Source organism: Paramylibacter kogurei (assembly GCF_002742285.1).
GTDB classification, from domain to species: Bacteria; Pseudomonadota; Alphaproteobacteria; order Rhodobacterales; family Rhodobacteraceae; genus Amylibacter; species Amylibacter kogurei.
In genome coordinates this window covers 20,879-37,839 of the sequence record NZ_MDGM01000007.1, presented here as the reverse complement: position 1 = coordinate 37,839, position 16,961 = coordinate 20,879, and the positions used below count along the sequence as shown (strand labels likewise).

Here is a 16,961-nt window from a genome sequence, read left to right as displayed (position 1 = left end):
AATTCTTTGGCGTCTCTATAACGCGTGTTCAAACGGGAACCAAGACTGATGAATACGAATGATCTTTGGGTGTTTGGCTACGGGTCTTTGATATGGAACCCTGGTTTCAAGGTCGCCACTCAAAAAATCGCAACACTTGATGGATATATGCGTAGCTTTTGTATGCGATCCATTCATCATCGCGGGACGCAAGATCATAATGGTTTGGTATTGGCGCTTGATGAACAAGATGGTGCGCATTGTCAGGGTGTTGCGTTCAATGTCGCCCGAGAACATGCCGATCAAACCATTACCTATCTGCGTGAACGAGAATTGATTTCATCTGCTTATGTTGAAAAAATTCTGCCGATAAAATTTCAAGAGGGCGGCGAGGTTTTGGCACTTACATATGTGATTGATCCTCATCACGTGCAATATTGCCATTTGGAATTGGAAGAACAGGCGCAAATGATTTCAACGGCTGTTGGGGGGCGCGGCCCGAATACAGAGTATTTATATAATACGACTGATTGTTTGAATGCTCTGGGTCTGCATGACCCAGAGCTTGATTGGTTAACCCAACGGGTGAAGCAACTGGCGGGTTAATCTACTGCTTCGACATCCAATACCATGCCGTTGGCTTGTGTGACACGTGCCGAATTTCCAACTTTGCTGGTTTGCCCATCGGCCCATTTTGCGCGCCAGCGCATGCCTTCTAATTCGATCACACCTTCGCCGTTGGCAAATTCCAATACCTTACCAACACGTCCGATAAAACGAGCGCCGCGTTGATTCAGTGTTGCATCACCTTCGCCGCCGCCATCACCGTATTTCAGGAATAACAAGCGTCCGATATAGGTTAGTGCGATGGATATCGCGGAAAAGGTAATCACCTGAACACCCGCAGATAACGTTGGGCTGGCCGCCGTCAATGCGGCCATGCACAGTGCTGCCAAAGCAGGCCAGATTAAGAAAAATGAGAAAGTCGCCATTTCCAAAGCTGCCAAGCCAAAGGCCAAGGCAACCCACCACCAAGGTGACATTCCTTCAAGGAATCCGAAACTTTGAGAAAACATTTCCATGTAAATCTGTCCTTTCTTTATTTATTCAGCTTGAGTGGACCATCATCACCCGATACAGCCTTGGCGATGTCGGCGATGCCGCCAATGCTACCCAATAGGTTCGCAGCCTCTAGCGGGATCATAACCGTTTTCGAGCTTGGGCCTGCCGCGATATCACGTAACGCTTCTGTATATTTTTGCGCCACAAAATAGTTCACGGCCTGAATGTCACCTTTGGCAATCGCCTCTGAAACCATTGCGGTTGCTTTTGCTTCGGCCTCGGCTGCGCGTTCGCGTGCTTCGGCGTCAAGGAATGCTGCTTCGCGGCGGCCTTCTGCCTCGCGCACTTGCGCTTCTTTTTCACCTTCGGCTTTTAGAATTGCAGATTGTTTGTGACCTTCAGCGGTCAAAATATCCGCACGCTTACCACGTTCCGCCTTCATTTGGCGTGCCATCGCTTCGTTAATGTCTGGTGGGGGAGCCAAATCTTTGATTTCAACGCGCGTTACCTTGATACCCCAAGGTGTTGCTGCTTCGTCAATCACGCTGAGCAATTTGGAATTGATGAAATCACGGTTTGATAGGCTTTCGTCCAGATCCATATTACCAATCACCGCACGAATGTTGGTCATGGTCAAATTGGACAGGGCACGTTGTAAATCGCGCACCTCGTATGCGGCACTTGCAGCGTCAATCACTTGGTAAAATGTAACCGCATCGGTCATAACCATTGCGTTGTCTTTGGTGATAACCTCTTGGCTATCAATATCCAAAACAGTTTCCATCATATTGATTTTTGCACCGACTTTGTCGATGAATGGGATCAAGAAAGCCAAGCCAGGTGTAAGTGTTCGCGTGTAACGACCGAAACGTTCAACGGTCCATTGCTCGCCTTGTGATACGACTTTGACTGACAAATATACCAATATGATTGCGAAAACGAGGATCGCAATTGTTGAGGGACCGAAAAATTCCATAGCTATTCCTTTTGTTAATTGTTTCTACCTATGTGGGTATTTTTAGTGTGATTTACAACTGAATTCACCATGAATGGGGCGTGAATATGTCCAAAACTTACTGTTTGGAATGAATCGAACTTCGCGTTAGGCTACACACGATAAAACGAGCGAAAAGTTAAAAATGACAAGTTTAGACAGGCAAATACATGTGCGATTCACGCAACCCGTGAACCAAATCATCACAATGATGATTTTGGTTGGGTTGGTTTCCGTTGGCACTTATTTCGCATATCCCGCAGTTTCACCAATTTTCTTGGCGTCCCCATATTTAAATGGCGTTATTATCTTGGTGTTTCTTGCAGGCTTGATTTCGTGCTTTTGGCAGGTATTCACATTGATAAAATCGGTTAACTGGATCGAAGGTTTTGCATTTGATCGTCCGGGCCATGATTTTGTGAAGGCGCCAAATATTCTGGCATCATTGGCGGCGATGTTATCCGAACGTGCTGCGCGGTTTGCGTTAACGTCAACGTCCACACGTTCAATCTTGGATTCTGTCGCCACGCGATTGGATGAAGGGCGTGAAATAACCCGATATATCATTAACTTACTGATTTTTCTTGGGCTTTTGGGCACGTTTTACGGGCTTGCCACGACCATTCCTGCGGTGGTGGACACGATCCGATCGCTCGCCCCGCAAGAGGGCGATTCAGCGATGGGTGTGTTTGACAATCTGATGACGGGGCTTGAGGCGCAGTTGGGTGGAATGGGCACCGCGTTTGGATCATCGCTTTTGGGTTTGGCAGGTTCATTGATTGTTGGATTGCTTGATCTGTTTTCTGGGCGCGGTCAAAATCGATTTTATGGTGAACTAGAAGAATGGCTTTCGTCCATCACCAAACTTGGCTCTACCAGTGATGGTGGCGACGCAATCATGTCCGCGGGCCTGTTTGAAAGTGCCAGTATTCAAATGGAAGGGTTGCAAGTAATTTTGGCACAAACGGCCGGTCGTATGGATCAGATGGCAAATGCCGTTGAACAGATGATCGAACATGCCAACCTTGCCCAATCAAACAATGCGCAATCATTATCGGAAATTGCCCGTGGACAATCGCAAATCGTTGATGCAATCGCGCGAATGCAAGCCGAAGGTGATGGCATTTTAGACGCCGAAACGCGAATGCGATTGCGCAGCATGGACGGTCAATTATCCCGTATGCTCGAGGAAATGGCCGCAGGGCGTGCCCAAGGTTTATCCGAATTGCGAAGCGACCTGAGCCTTTTGAATAAAAACATTGCACAGTTGGGTAAACGATAACCGCTATGGCCCTGTCCCGACGCACAGCAAATCGATTTAACGCCAATATCTGGCCAGGCTTTGTCGATGCCATGACCGCATTATTGTTGGTTTTAACATTTGTTTTGTCGATTTTTATGATCGTTCAATTTGTGCTGCGCGAAACAATCACAGGGCAGGGCGAAGAATTGGATAGCCTGAATGCCCAGATTGCTGGGCTCGCCACGGCATTGGGATTGGAAGAGCAAAAATCATTGCGCCTACAAGGCAGCGTAAATGCGTTTCAAAATTCGCTTCGTAGCGCTGAGGATACCATTGATAATCTAGAAGGTCAGGTTGCAAGTTTTGAACAACAGGTGGCAGGATTGCTTGCCCAGAAAAGCCAATTGGAATTGGATAATCAACAACTGGCTGCACAAAACGCCACAGAAATCAGCGAAAAGGAAGCGGTTCAATTGGCGCTTGCGCAGGCACGCAGTGAATTGGACAAATCCGCAGAAGAGGCGCGTTTAGCAGCCGCCAAGCGCGACGCAATGGAAGCGTTGATAGCTGATTTAAACGAGAAATCCGAAAATCAAGCAACCGCCTTGTCAGAGGCAGAGAAAGACAAATTGACCGAAATGGCCGCCGCTGAAGCATTGCGCAAACGATTGAGCGAAAGTGATGCAGAGTTAAGTGCGATGACGCTTGCACTTGAAGCAAAACGCAAAGAGGCAGAGGAATCCTTAACCTTGCTTGCCGCAGCCAAAGCCGCACAAGAAGAGTTGGAAAACGCAGCTGGCCAAACATTAAGCGAAAAACAAAAACAAGCTGCATTGTTGGCGCAGGCGAACAGCTTGCTTGCCACACAAAAAGAGATCAATGCAGAAGGGCAAAGAGAGCTGGCATTGCTTAATCAACAAACGCTTGAATTGCGCCAACAGTTGAACCAACTGCAAGCCTTGCTTGATGATGCACAGGCCAAAGATATCGAAGCGCAGGTGCAAATCCAAACACTTGGTAGCAATCTGAATGCCGCATTAGCGCGCACCGCAGCGGAACAGAAAAAACTGGCAGCATTGGAAAAGAAAGAGCGCGAACGTCTGGAAGCCGAAGCCAAAGATTTGGAAAAATTTAGATCAGAGTTTTTTGGCCGCGTGCGTGATTTGTTAGAAGGCCAAGAAGGCGTGCGCATGGTCGGTGATCGATTTGTTTTCTCATCAGAAGTGTTGTTCGATGTCGGATCTGCCGATTTGGGCGCTGGTGGTCAGCAAGAATTGCAAAAAGTGGCAGGTATCTTGAGCGAAATCGCCGATGAAATTCCAAGCGAAATCGATTGGATTTTGCGCGTTGATGGACATACAGATGTCATCCCGATTTCGGGCAACGGGCAATTCAAAGACAATTGGGAGCTTAGCCAAGCACGCGCACTTTCAGTTGTGAAATACTTGATCAACCCGTTAGGGATTCCCGCTAATCGATTAGCGGCAAATGGATTTGGGGAATTTCAACCCATAGATCCAGCGAGAAATGCAAATGCGTATGCATTAAACCGACGGATTGAATTGAAATTCACAGAAAAGTAACGACTATTTGCGACCGATCAGATACCACACGTCGATCTTGCCCTTGCCTTTGATTTCAACCTGTCCACGCAATTCAAATGTGAATGCATGTTCAAGAAGCTCTTTGGTGGATGTGGTGACCTGAATACGGTTGATATGGCCATTGGTTTCCAAACGGGCCGCCAAATTCACAGTGTCGCCCCAAACATCGTAAAATGGCTTTTTGGTTCCAATCACACCTGCAACCACGGGACCCGAATGAATACCGATGCGCAACTGAACCTTTTTCCCGAAATTTTCTGGCATGCTTTTGGCAATATCGAGCATTTCCAGCGCCATATCAGCGACGCGTTCACAATGATCATCCTGCGCAGATGGCATACCGCCGGCGACCATGAATGCATCACCAAGGGTTTTGATTTTTTCCAATCCATGTTTGGTCGCAAGCGCGTCAAATTTGGTGAAAAGTTCGTTTAAAAACGCAACTACCTTTTCCGGGGGTTGGTTTGATGCGCGCTCAGTAAATCCGACAATATCCGCAAACAAGATTGTTGCTTGTTCATGCCCATCCGCAATGGTTTTTTCGGGCTCGCGTTTCAATTGTGCCGCGATGGATGTTGGCATCATATTGGCAAGCAATTGTTCGGAATATTGGTATTCTTTTTCAAGCAATGCTTCTGCGGTGTGCGCTTGATAAAAGGCATAACTGACCAAACAAAACTGCAACATAAGAACTGAAACAATATTGACAAAGGCCAGAATGGATTGGTGAATTTGTGGTAATTCCAACCAATGTGCTGATTGCGGCCAGAAAAATTCGGCAGATAGGAAAATGGATGTTTGTACGATAATTGAAAAAATCGAAATTGGATTGGCGCTAACGTTGTAGATAAGGATCGCACCTGTAGCGCCGCCCAAGAAGAAATAGTGAATGCCAGAGTCAGAGCCAAAAATGTAAACCAACGTCATCCCATAGATTAACCAAATCGACAGGTTATAAACACTTCCGACATAGGGGTTAAGTTTGTGAAAAAACGGTGTAAACAGAAACAGACCTGCAACCGAAAACATCATCAATACGGGAATAATATATTCGACCGGATCAAACAGAAAGAAAATGACCGCGTATAGAACCGACAGTACGGCGATCACTGTGATGAGCACATTTGTGACAATCAACCGTCTGCGTGTACCGATATCATACCCTTCGGTACCGATTTCAAACCATTTGAAAAAACGAGCCTTAAGCTTTTCCAAGATATTTCCCCTTAACTTTGCCATACATTAGGTAAAGAAACAGTTCTTACAAGAGGGAAAAGGTCGTAATTCAATCAAGGGTTGGGTTGGCTGTTATAATATTGGGCATAATTAAGATATCCGATCTAGGATATACCAAATTTCAACCTTTCCCTTTCCCTTTAACGCTATGCGCCCGCGTTTTTGAAACTGAAAATCACCTGTCAGGAGTTGCTTGGTAGAATCAGAAATTTGGATATGATTTGGCTTGGCATTTGTTTCCAGGCGCGCGGCAAGGTTCACCGTATCCCCCCAAACATCGTAGAATGGTTTTTGCGTGCCGATTACACCGGCCACCACGGGCCCAGAATGAATGCCGCACTGCAATGTAATATCCACATCTGCTTGTTGAGCGTATTTTGCGATGACCTTGCGCATTTCTAGCGCTACAAGAGCAACGTTTTCAGCGTGTTTTTTTGTTGGCTCAGGAAAGCCAGCCGCCGCCATAAAGATTGATCCATCGGTTTTGATTTTTTCCAAACCATGTTCCTGCGCCAAATGATCAAATTCGGAAAATATGCGTGTCAAAAGCTCGACGGATTCTTTGGGGCTTTTGGTTTCGTAAACTTGTTCAAAACCCGCAATTTTAGCAAAAATTATTGTCGCATCGTTGTGCCGTTTCGCAATTGTTTTGCACGGATCACTTTTCAACGTATTTGAAATCAATCGCGGCATCATATTTTCCAACAAACGATCAGAATACTCACATTCTTTGGTAAGCGACGTTTCCGCCGTCTTTGAAAGATAAACCGCATAGCTGATCAAACAATAATGAAATAGCAGCAAAAACAATATGTTAAGCACAAACATCGTGTATTCAAAATTCTGTGGCAACGCATATGCATCACGTGGTGGGATGCGATACACCTCGGCGTAGAAAAAGATCATCATTTGTGAGAAAAACGAAAAAACAGATACGCCGTTCCGGCTTAGATTAAAGATAAGGATCGCACCCGCTGCGCCACCAAGAAAGAAATAGTGAATGCCGGAATCCGATCCAAATATATGTACCAGAATACCGCCATAGATCAGCCAGACGCTCAGATTATACAAATCGCCATAGTATCGCCCCTGATTGTGCAACATTGGTGTGCGCAAGAACAACGCACCCATAACAATCATGAAAATGATGGGGAGCTTGAACGTATTGATATCATAAATGGCAAAGAAAATTGCGTAAAAGATTGAGAGCGCAGAAACGAACGTAATCAACACATTTATTACGATCAATCTGCGGCGTGTATGTACCGCATAACCTTCGGTCCCCAGCTCAAGCCATCGAAACAGCCTAAGTTTCAGCCAGTCCATTTTTGCACCCCATTACGTAACGTCAGATTACGCTTTTCTCGGAATTGCACAAGCCATCAAAAATGGAAAGCCGACAAAGCGCATTGGATGGGCTGGAAGGAAATGTAAAAGGGAATATCAGCAATGAAAAACCCGCGAAAAGGATATGATCGCGGGTTCACATTTTAGAAAATTTTGGCTGCCTTAATCCGCGGTGAGCAGTGGCGGCTTTTTATTTGATATTTTGGGTGCCTCTGGCGCAACCAATTTTAAATCCAATTTGCCATTTTTCAATCCAACTTTGACCAAGCCGCCTTTGGCAAGTTTGCCAAACAGCAATTCTTCGGCCAGCGGTTTTTTGAGGTTCTCTTGGATGACCCGCGCCAATGGACGTGCGCCCATGCGATCATCGTACCCTTTGTCTGCCAGCCATTCCGCAGCGGCGGTGGTTAATTCAAACGTTACATTGCGATCCATCAATTGCGCTTCGAGTTGCAGCACAAACTTATCAACCACTTTCAAAATCACGTCTTTGGACAATGCACCAAAGCTGATAACCGCATCTAACCGGTTGCGGAATTCTGGTGTGAATGTCCGCTCAATTGCAGCAGTGTCCTCGCCTTCGCGACGATCACGGGTGAAACCGATAGCCTCTTTCGCTTGTTCAGATGCGCCCGCGTTGGACGTCATAATGATAATGACATTGCGAAAATCCGTAGTTCGCCCGTTGTGATCGGTTAATTTGCCGTGATCCATAACTTGCAACAGGATGTTGTAAACGTCTGGATGCGCTTTTTCCATTTCATCCAGCAGCAACACACAATGTGGGTTTTGATCGACACCGTCGGTGAGCATGCCACCCTGATCAAATCCAACGTATCCAGGAGGCGCCCCGATCAGGCGGCTCACCGCGTGTTTTTCCATGTATTCGGACATATCAAACCGCAGCAATTCAACACCAAGCGTATCAGCAAGCTGTTTTGCCACTTCGGTTTTACCAACGCCTGTTGGACCTGCGAACAAATAATTCCCAATTGGTTTTTCAGGTTCACGCAAACCCGCACGCGCCAATTTGATGGCAGAGGATAATGCCTCGATCGCGGTATCTTGGCCAAATACAACGCGTTTCAATGATGCCTCTAGATCGCGTAACAATGTTACATCGTCTTTGGATACATTTTTCGCAGGGATACGCGCAATTTTTGCAACCACATTTTCAATTTCCGTGGTTCCGATTGTTTTACGTCGCTTGCTTGCAGGCAAAAGACGTTGCGCGGCACCCGCTTCGTCGATCACATCAATCGCTTTGTCGGGCAACTTACGATCATGAATGTAACGCGCAGACAGTTCCACAGACGTTTTTAAGGCATCCATTGTGTATTTCACATCGTGATGGTCTTCAAAATGAGGTTTCAAACCTTTGAGGATTTTAATCGCATCTTCCACGCTGGGTTCTACCACATCAATCTTTTGGAAACGACGTGACAACGCGCGATCCTTTTCAAAATGTTGACGGAATTCCTTGTAAGTTGTCGATCCCATGCAGCGTAACTTGCCACCCTGCAAAGCGGGTTTTAACAAGTTGGATGCGTCCATTGCGCCACCACTTGTTGCACCTGCGCCAATCACCGTGTGAATTTCGTCGATGAACAGCACTGCATCAGGGTGTTCTTCCAGTTCGGTCATAACCGCCTTGAGCCGTTCTTCGAAATCACCACGGTAACGTGTGCCGGCCAACAATGCGCCCATATCCAAAGAATAGATTGTGGTTTCTGACAATACTTCTGTGGTTTCACCCGCAACGATGCGCACGGCCAGCCCTTCGGCGATGGCAGTTTTACCAACACCAGGATCGCCAACCAACAATGGATTGTTTTTGCGACGACGGCACAAAACCTGAATACAGCGTTCCACCTCGTGATCACGCCCGATGAGTGGATCAATTTCGCCAGCTTGTGCGCGGACATTCAGATTTTCACAATATTTATCAAGCGCTGATTCAGCTTTTTCACCTTCGGTCACGCCTGCGTCCATATCATCGAACTCTTCTGCACCTGTCAGCGGGCGCGGTTCGGAATATGTGCCATCCTTGGCAACACCATGTGAAATGAAGTTGACCGCATCATATCGGGTCATATCCTGTTCTTGCAGGAAATATGCCGCATGGCTTTCGCGTTCGGCGAAAATAGCAACAATCACATTTGCGCCTGTCACCTCTTGGCGACCAGAGCTTTGCACATGAATAGCGGCGCGTTGAATTACGCGTTGAAAACTGGTGGTTGGTGTTGCCTCTAGCCCTTCGGCATCATTCACAAGTGAATCCAATTCAGTATCTAAAAATAGGATCAATTTTTTGCGCAATCCTTCCAGATCAACACCACAGGCACGCATCACGCGCGCGGCTTCGTCTTCGTCGATCAACGCGAGCAACAGATGCTCGAGCGTGGCCAATTCATGTTTGCGTTGATTTGCGTAACCCAAAGATGTGTGGATTGCGATTTCTAGACTGCTCGAAAATGAAGGCATGGACTGCACCTTTCTGTTTGGGTCGTCTGTTTAACCAGTGGGTCAAAAAATGTCAGAGCACCCATTGAACTATAGTTTTGCGCATTTTCACCGAGCTTCAAGTGCAAAAATGTACTTTCTCGTCACAAAATTGCAAAAACCAATCACAAAAAAGTAAATTTGTGATGGTTATCGCTTTTTTGGAGACAAAAGAACTTTGGGCCGTGATTTCTCGGCCTGCTTGAAAAGTGAAAAGGTCTGGTTCACATAATTGACCGCCGCCGAGATATGTTCAAGGTATTCTTTTAAAGCGGGAGTTTCCTCTGCCTCGATCATGGATACGGGGCGTTCTTGGGGGGTCGTTTCAAATTGTACGCAAAACCACGGATCGCCACGCTTTAATACCAGATCCTGTTGCACATCGTGCCATTCAAAAGCCCACATCAATGGGCGGGGCCAAACGTGGATTGGAAACCGCCCACCAAAAATCGTGCCGGGCAGGGGGGATTTGCGATAATGCATAAACGCATCAAGTTGCGTCATATATGTTGGTTCATCAGCGATGAATAAATACGGAAGCGATACTTGTATTGTGGGGCGATCCTTGTAACGCCATTCCTTTTCTGCAGTCACCGACAGATGTTTGCTCAGAAACTTGGGGCGAACAGGGCTGGCGTCACTGGCCATGTTGCGCAGCCCCACTTTGCCATCTTTATCGCGGGTCAGTCGCAGATGCATATCAAACGGCACGCGGATCAGAAAATAGCGGCTTTCCATATTGATGATCGCAGGGCAACGTGACGCGGATTTTGCGTGTTGTTTATTCATTTCGGGCGATCGCACCCGTTCTGGTGGATAAAATACCACACCAGATGTTGGATTGGTTAGCATCCAGCCCACCTGCATCGTCCCAGCACGTGCGGGCGTTTGTTCTGTGTCTTTGAACCAATCCGCTAAAGCCATTAAAAATTATCCTTTCGCGTGCGAATTTCGCCAAACACTTCGGCGTCGCTGGCATCAGCCATGCCTAGCAATTCTTTCACCTCTGGCAGGTCAGCACGCAGAAACGGATTTGTTGCCAATTCCAATTCAATACTGGCAGGAACGGTGAAACCGCCCGCCGCACGTGTCGCGTCAATATCTGCTGCGCGTTTTTGTAAGGCTTGGTTATCGGGTTCAATGGTTAGTGCGAATTTGGCATTGCTGGCGGTATATTCATGGCCAGAATACACCAGCGTTTCAGGGCGCATTTCCATGAATTTTTGCAACGATTTCCACATCATTGGTTGCGTACCTTCAAATATGCGTCCGCATCCCAATGCCATCAAACTATCTGCGCTAAATACGATATCCGCGTTTGGAAAATGAAATGCAATATGTCCAACGGTATGGCCTGAAACATCAATCACTTCTCCGATTTCACTTCCGACAGCAAATGAATCATCCTCGTTAAAAGCCACGTCCAATTTTGGCAGGCGGTGTTCATCGGCCTTGGCCCCTAAAACCACCGCCCCAGTTTTTTCACGAAGCTCATCCACACCTTGGATATGATCGGAATGGTGATGCGTGACCAATATCATATGAAGCGGCCAATCGCGTTCCTTGAGCGCGGCCAGAATTGGCGCGGCTTCTGGCACATCAACGACGGCCACCTGACCCGTTTCGCGGCAATGCAACAAATATGCATAATTATCGGCAAGGCAAGGGATTGTGACAATATCAAGTGGCATGGTATTTCCGAAAAATATGTATAGGTTGAATTTCAAACTAAACGAAATTTTCAAGGCGATGCAATGCATTTAGATGTGGTTGATCTGCGCGGGTTTTATTACCGCACCAAATTAGGGCGCATTGTTCAACGAGCGTTGCGTGTGCAATTGATCAAACATTGGGGTGATACCAAGGGGCAAACCGTGGTTGGATTTGGCTTTGCCGCGCCACTATTACGTCCGTTCATTGCAAATTCTCGCCGTGTGATGTGTTTGATGCCCGGCCAGCAAGGCGTCATGCCTTGGCCAGAAGGAGAGCCGAACCATTCCGTTTTGGTTGAAGAAACCGCATGGCCGATTGCCACGGGCAAGGTGGATAAGTTGGTTGTGTTGCACGGGTTGGAAACCTGTGACAACGCTGGGGAACTACTGGATGAAATTTGGCGCGTATTAGGGCCAGGTGGACAGGTGATGTTTATTGTTCCAAATCGATCGGGCCTGTGGGCGCGATCGGACAAGACACCTTTTGGATTTGGACGACCCTATAGCGTGACGCAATTGGATAATCAGCTGCGCCAACATAATTTCGTCCCTGAACGCCATTTTTCAGCACTGTTTTTTACACCAAGCGAAAAACCGTTTTGGTTGCGCATGGCACGTTTCTGGGAAGGGTTCGGATTGCGCAGTATCGTGCCGCTGGTTGCGGGGGTCGTCATGGTCGAAGCAACAAAACAAGTTTATGCCCGCCCAAAATCAGGGTTGGGCGAGGCCGTGCGCAAACCACTAGAAGCACTGGAAGGGATTGCGAAGCCTGCAAACAAGCCCGCATCGGGCAAATTATCCATCGACGAATATTAGGTAAACAGTTATTGGAAACGATTATTATTCAAACAGTAATTTGTTTGAAAAAGTCGAGTAAAGGTTGGCTAAATGGCGAAGTTAGAATATCGCAACGACATTGATGGATTGCGTGCGATCGCAGTAATGAGCGTCATCTTTTACCACATTGGGTTCCATCACATCCAAGCTGGCTACGCAGGTGTAGATGTTTTTTTCACGATTTCGGGGTTCTTAATTGGTGGGATATTATTAAGAGAAAAACAAACAGGGAATTTTTCGTACCGAGCGTTTTATGCACGTCGCGCACGCCGCATTCTACCTGCACTGTTTGCTGTTATTATTACTTCATTTGGGATTGGATGGTTTTTTTCCATGCCAAATGAATTGCGGTACTTCGGCGGTGCGGCATTGTCTGCAATATTGTCGGTGTCAAATATTTGGTATTTCAACGTTCTAGATTACTTTAACCCAGCGGCGACTGAGGACCCACTAATTCATACGTGGAGTTTGGGAATTGAAGAACAGTTTTATTTGATATTTCCGCTGCTGCTAAGTTTGATCTGGGCGTTTGCTCGGAAATTTCTATTACCAGTTTTGGTGTTGCTTGCCTTTGTTAGTTTTGTGGTCATGATCGTAACCAATGAAGACCAACCCGATGCGGCGTTTTATTTAATTCACACGCGCGCTTGGGAATTATTGGTTGGTGTCATTTTGGCATGTATTGCCGCCCGTGATAGCCGTTGGCAAACAAACAGTGTTGTTTCGTCATACTTAGCCACATTTGGTTTGATTGTTTTGGTCGCCAGCCTCATTTGGACGCCACAGCACGTCGTGTGGCCAAGCGTTTGGACAATTCCACCCATTTTTGGTACGGCACTGTTGCTTTTCTTCGGGGGTGGGAAATCGATTGCCAACAAAGTGTTAACTTTTCCGCCAATGATATTGATCGGATTAATCAGCTATTCTGCATATTTGTGGCATCAACCTGTCCTTGCCTATTTCGCAACCATGGGGCGGCAACCACAATCTATTTGGGCCATGCTCTTGCTTACAGCAGTGATATTAGGTCTTGCGTGGTTAAGTTGGCGTTGGATTGAAACACCGTTTCGCAAAGGTGGATTGAACACACGCAAGGTTTCGACTTTGCTTATTGGGCAAGCTGCGATAATTTTGCTTTTTAGCGTTGCTGGACATGTCACCAAAGGATTTCCATCACGGCTCCCGCAAGCGGCGCTTGAAATATTGGATGAAAAGGGGCTGCTCAGCCCGACATACGAAAAATGCCTTCCATCGCGTCCGGAATCTTGGACACGTGACTTGGCCTCGCAGACATGCATCCACGGGGATCACAATTTTCCAAGAGTCGCATTATTAGGCGATAGTCATGCAGGGACTCTTGCGAACGCGCTGGGCGAAGCGTTGCAATCAAGTGGCCTGAGCATACAAGAATTTACTTTATCAGGATGTACTTCGATCCCAAATGTGCAATCAAACGCTCAAAAACGCGCACTAGCATGCAGCGATTATGCGCATAGGGTGCGCGATTTTATCGCCAAATCGAACGACTATGATGTCGTAGTCATACATGCTGTTTGGGAATACTATTTTGTTAACAAAGAGGTCGTGGCACCTAACGGACACTTTCACAAAAACGAACAGTTCTTGTTCCCAATATCTGGTCAACCCGATATGTCCGACGAGCAACGACAAATTGCGATTGTTCAAGAGTTATCACAATTAATATCCGACCTGAAACAAGCAGGTAAACATGTTGTTTTGGTACAGCCAACGCCCAGCCCGTGGTTTGATATCCCCAGATTTGCTGCGCGTAGTTTATGGAATTCAGGCAAAGAAATAGATGAATTGGGATATCCAGTTTCCAATTTTAAAGATTTGATCGATCCGACAAATGACATGTTGATCAAAGCAGCAAGTGGTAAGGCAACGCTGGTAAATCCGATGGAACAACTGTGCGCAAACGATGGCGAGTGTTTGGTTATAAAAGATGGGCGTCCGTTATATGCTGATCATAATCATCTGTCAGTTTACGGGGTGTCTGAAATCATACCGGGACTTGTGCGCGCCATTGTTGATCAGAAATCAGCGCAAGCGAACTAGAAGAATATTCATATTCGTGGTGAACAGATTCAAATCAAAGAGCAAGAATCCTGAAAATCCTTCGATTCTGCGTAGATTTTTTTACAATTTGGTGCGCAGATTGTCGCAACTTGTTCTTAACCGACTGAATTTCCACAAAAATCAGTTATTCAACGGAATAGTTAAGCGTATTGCGCAACGCACATTGGTTTGTTATCACCCGCGCAGTTGATATGGGTCATGCAAATGGCTCCACCTAGGCATAATCGGAAGGGAACACGTGTCCGAAACAGCTTCTACATCTTCGGGGGTGGCCGCGCGCTATGCGACGGCACTATTCGAATTGGCAAGAGACGCCAAAAAACTGCCCGCTGTTGAAAAAGACTTGGATAGCTTGTCTGCTGCATTAACAGAGAGTGCAGATCTGACAGACTTGATCAATTCGCCGATCTATTCGCGCGAAGATCAGGCACAGGCTATCGCAGCGCTGGCAAAGAAAATGAAATTATCACCATTGGTGGGTAATACGTTGGCCTTGATGGCACAAAAACGTCGCCTGTTTGTGGTTCCTGCATTGGTTAAGGCTGTAAAAGCAATGATCGCAGACGAAAAAGGCGAAGTTACAGCTGATGTAACATCCGCCAAGGCGCTGACCAAGGCGCAATCAGACAAACTTGCCAAGACGCTAAAAGCGACTGTTGGTAAGGATGTAAATATCAATGCAACCGTCGATGAAAGCCTTATCGGTGGGTTGATCGTTAAAGTGGGTTCGAAAATGATTGATAGCTCGATCAAGTCGAAACTCTCCAATCTTCAAAATGTAATGAAAGAGGTCGGATAATGGGTATCCAAGCTGCAGAAATCTCTGCGATCCTCAAGGACCAGATCAAGAATTTTGGTCAAGAGGCTGAAGTCGCAGAAGTAGGCCGCGTTCTGTCCGTAGGTGACGGTATCGCGCGTGTATACGGTTTGGACAATGTCCAAGCTGGTGAAATGGTTGAATTCCCAGGTGGTATCCGCGGGATGGCCTTGAACCTTGAATCTGACAACGTTGGTGTTGTTATTTTCGGTTCTGACCGTGACATTAAAGAAGGCGACACAGTTAAGCGTACAAACGCGATTGTGGACGTTCCAGTTGGCCCAGAATTGTTGGGTCGCGTTGTAGACGGTTTGGGTAACCCAATCGACGGCAAGGGTCCGATCAAAACGAAAAAGCGTTCAACCGCTGACGTTAAGGCGCCTGGCATTATCCCACGTAAATCTGTTCACGAACCAATGGCGACTGGTATCAAATCTGTTGATGCTTTGATCCCAATTGGCCGTGGTCAGCGCGAATTGATCATTGGTGACCGTCAAACAGGTAAAACTGCTGTGGCGTTGGACACAATCTTGAACCAAAAAGCATATAACGATGCTGCTGGCAAAGATGACACCAAGAAATTGTTCTGTATCTATGTTGCGATTGGTCAAAAACGATCAACCGTTGCGCAGTTGGTGAAAAAATTGGAAGAGTCTGGCGCGATTGAATATTCAATCGTTGTTGCGGCGACTGCGTCCGATCCGGCACCGATGCAATTCTTGGCGCCATATGCGGCGACATCTATGGGCGAATATTTCCGTGACAACGGAATGCACGGCTTGATGATCTATGATGACTTGACGAAACAAGCGGTTGCTTATCGTCAGATGTCATTGTTGCTTCGTCGTCCACCAGGACGTGAAGCGTACCCAGGTGACGTTTTCTATCTTCACTCTCGCTTGCTTGAGCGTTCAGCGAAATTGGGCGATGCGGCTGGTAACGGTTCATTGACAGCTTTGCCGATCATTGAAACTCAAGGTGGTGACGTTTCTGCGTTTATTCCAACCAACGTGATCTCAATTACTGATGGTCAGATCTTCTTGGAAACCGATTTGTTCAACCAAGGTATCCGCCCTGCGGTGAACACTGGTTTGTCCGTTTCTCGTGTGGGTTCATCTGCGCAAACAAACGCGATGAAATCTGTTGCGGGTTCGATCAAATTGGAATTGGCTTCTTATCGTGAGATGGCTGCCTTTGCACAGTTTGGTTCCGATCTTGATGCGTCAACTCAACAGTTGTTGAACCGCGGTGCGCGTTTGACAGAATTGTTGAAACAGCCACAGTATTCACCACTGACAACAGCTGAACAGGTTGTTGTGATTTATGCAGGTACCAAAGGATATTTGGACAAAATCGCAGTGAGCGACGTTGGTCGTTTCGAAGCGGACTTGTTGAGCAATGTGCGCAACAACCACGCCGATCTGTTGGAATGGATCACAAAAGAAGATCCAAAAGTCAAAGGCGAAGCCGAAGACCGGATCAAAGCCGTTGTGGAGTCTTTTGCAAAAGACTTCGCGTAACTGTAGGC

14 protein-coding genes are annotated in these 16,961 nt (G+C 46.8%); 7 read left to right on the top strand and 7 right to left on the bottom strand.

All coding sequences use genetic code 11. The features are described 5' to 3' along the window. The first annotated feature begins 48 nt into the window (after positions 1-48). A complete protein-coding gene (locus tag BFP76_RS02295) occupies positions 49-585 on the top strand; it encodes a gamma-glutamylcyclotransferase (RefSeq protein ID WP_099591569.1) in 537 nt (178 codons plus the stop codon). On the opposite strand, the gene BFP76_RS02290 is transcribed toward BFP76_RS02295, so the two are convergent. Beyond that, positions 582-1,061 carry an NfeD family protein gene (locus BFP76_RS02290; protein ID WP_099591568.1) on the bottom strand — a complete coding sequence of 160 codons (480 nt, stop codon included), beginning with the start codon at positions 1,059-1,061 and terminating at the stop codon, positions 582-584. The genes BFP76_RS02295 and BFP76_RS02290 overlap by 4 nt on opposite strands. 17 nt (positions 1,062-1,078) lie before the next feature. Further along, entirely contained in the window at positions 1,079-2,017 is a 939-nt protein-coding gene (locus BFP76_RS02285; protein ID WP_099591567.1) for an SPFH domain-containing protein, read from the bottom strand. Between the two features lie 190 nt (positions 2,018-2,207). Here BFP76_RS02285 and BFP76_RS02280 point away from each other — a divergent pair, with 190 nt between their 5' ends. Continuing rightward, complete coding sequence (locus tag BFP76_RS02280) at positions 2,208-3,317, top strand: biopolymer transporter ExbB (RefSeq protein WP_338064489.1); 1,110 nt, start codon at positions 2,208-2,210, stop codon at positions 3,315-3,317. Positions 3,318-3,322: 5 nt separating this feature from the next. Continuing rightward, entirely contained in the window at positions 3,323-4,861 is a 1,539-nt protein-coding gene (locus tag BFP76_RS02275; RefSeq protein WP_099591565.1) for a peptidoglycan -binding protein, read from the top strand. A gap of 3 nt (positions 4,862-4,864) precedes the next feature. Here the strand turns inward: BFP76_RS02275 and BFP76_RS02270 are convergent, their stop codons facing one another. From BFP76_RS02270 to gloB, 5 genes are all read right to left on the bottom strand, one after another. Continuing rightward, complete coding sequence (locus BFP76_RS02270) at positions 4,865-6,097, bottom strand: adenylate/guanylate cyclase domain-containing protein (protein ID WP_165775641.1); 1,233 nt, start codon at positions 6,095-6,097, stop codon at positions 4,865-4,867. A gap of 111 nt (positions 6,098-6,208) precedes the next feature. Continuing rightward, a complete protein-coding gene (locus BFP76_RS02265; RefSeq protein WP_099591563.1) occupies positions 6,209-7,444 on the bottom strand; it encodes an adenylate/guanylate cyclase domain-containing protein in 1,236 nt (411 codons plus the stop codon). Positions 7,445-7,627: 183 nt separating this feature from the next. Then, a complete protein-coding gene (clpA, locus tag BFP76_RS02260) occupies positions 7,628-9,949 on the bottom strand; it encodes an ATP-dependent Clp protease ATP-binding subunit ClpA (protein WP_099591562.1) in 2,322 nt (773 codons plus the stop codon). Positions 9,950-10,117: 168 nt separating this feature from the next. Further along, positions 10,118-10,891: a hypothetical protein gene (locus BFP76_RS02255; RefSeq protein ID WP_099591561.1), complete on the bottom strand. Its 774-nt coding sequence runs from the start codon at positions 10,889-10,891 to the stop codon at positions 10,118-10,120. After that, positions 10,891-11,658, bottom strand: a complete 768-nt coding sequence (gene gloB / locus BFP76_RS02250) for a hydroxyacylglutathione hydrolase (protein ID WP_099591560.1) — start codon at positions 11,656-11,658, stop codon at positions 10,891-10,893. The genes BFP76_RS02255 and gloB overlap by 1 nt, the downstream gene beginning before the upstream one ends. A gap of 63 nt (positions 11,659-11,721) precedes the next feature. Here gloB and BFP76_RS02245 point away from each other — a divergent pair, with 63 nt between their 5' ends. From BFP76_RS02245 to atpA, 4 genes are all read left to right on the top strand, one after another. Further along, on the top strand, positions 11,722-12,495 hold the full coding sequence (locus BFP76_RS02245; RefSeq protein WP_099591559.1) for a methyltransferase domain-containing protein: 774 nt from the start codon (positions 11,722-11,724) through the stop codon (positions 12,493-12,495). 72 nt (positions 12,496-12,567) lie between these two features. Further along, complete coding sequence (locus BFP76_RS02240) at positions 12,568-14,595, top strand: acyltransferase family protein (RefSeq protein ID WP_099591558.1); 2,028 nt, start codon at positions 12,568-12,570, stop codon at positions 14,593-14,595. A gap of 259 nt (positions 14,596-14,854) precedes the next feature. After that, positions 14,855-15,415: a F0F1 ATP synthase subunit delta gene (locus BFP76_RS02235; protein ID WP_099591557.1), complete on the top strand. Its 561-nt coding sequence runs from the start codon at positions 14,855-14,857 to the stop codon at positions 15,413-15,415. Next, on the top strand, positions 15,415-16,953 hold the full coding sequence (gene atpA, locus BFP76_RS02230) for a F0F1 ATP synthase subunit alpha (protein ID WP_099591556.1): 1,539 nt from the start codon (positions 15,415-15,417) through the stop codon (positions 16,951-16,953). Before BFP76_RS02235 ends, atpA begins: the two co-directional genes overlap by 1 nt. The last annotated feature ends 8 nt before the right edge of the window (positions 16,954-16,961 follow it).

What these genes read in the sequence shown, in the direction of transcription:
- BFP76_RS02295 (WP_099591569.1), top strand. Translation starts at nt 49, where the DNA reads ATGAATACGAATGATCTTTGGGTGTTTGGCTACGGGTCTTTGATATGG.
- BFP76_RS02290 (WP_099591568.1), bottom strand. Translation starts at nt 1,061, where the DNA reads ATGGAAATGTTTTCTCAAAGTTTCGGATTCCTTGAAGGAATGTCACCT.
- BFP76_RS02285 (WP_099591567.1), bottom strand. Translation starts at nt 2,017, where the DNA reads ATGGAATTTTTCGGTCCCTCAACAATTGCGATCCTCGTTTTCGCAATC.
- BFP76_RS02275 (WP_099591565.1), top strand. Translation starts at nt 3,323, where the DNA reads ATGGCCCTGTCCCGACGCACAGCAAATCGATTTAACGCCAATATCTGG.
- BFP76_RS02265 (WP_099591563.1), bottom strand. Translation starts at nt 7,444, where the DNA reads ATGGACTGGCTGAAACTTAGGCTGTTTCGATGGCTTGAGCTGGGGACC.
- clpA (WP_099591562.1), bottom strand. Translation starts at nt 9,949, where the DNA reads ATGCCTTCATTTTCGAGCAGTCTAGAAATCGCAATCCACACATCTTTG.
- BFP76_RS02255 (WP_099591561.1), bottom strand. Translation starts at nt 10,891, where the DNA reads ATGGCTTTAGCGGATTGGTTCAAAGACACAGAACAAACGCCCGCACGT.
- gloB (WP_099591560.1), bottom strand. Translation starts at nt 11,658, where the DNA reads ATGCCACTTGATATTGTCACAATCCCTTGCCTTGCCGATAATTATGCA.
- BFP76_RS02245 (WP_099591559.1), top strand. Translation starts at nt 11,722, where the DNA reads ATGCATTTAGATGTGGTTGATCTGCGCGGGTTTTATTACCGCACCAAA.
- BFP76_RS02240 (WP_099591558.1), top strand. Translation starts at nt 12,568, where the DNA reads ATGGCGAAGTTAGAATATCGCAACGACATTGATGGATTGCGTGCGATC.
- atpA (WP_099591556.1), top strand. Translation starts at nt 15,415, where the DNA reads ATGGGTATCCAAGCTGCAGAAATCTCTGCGATCCTCAAGGACCAGATC.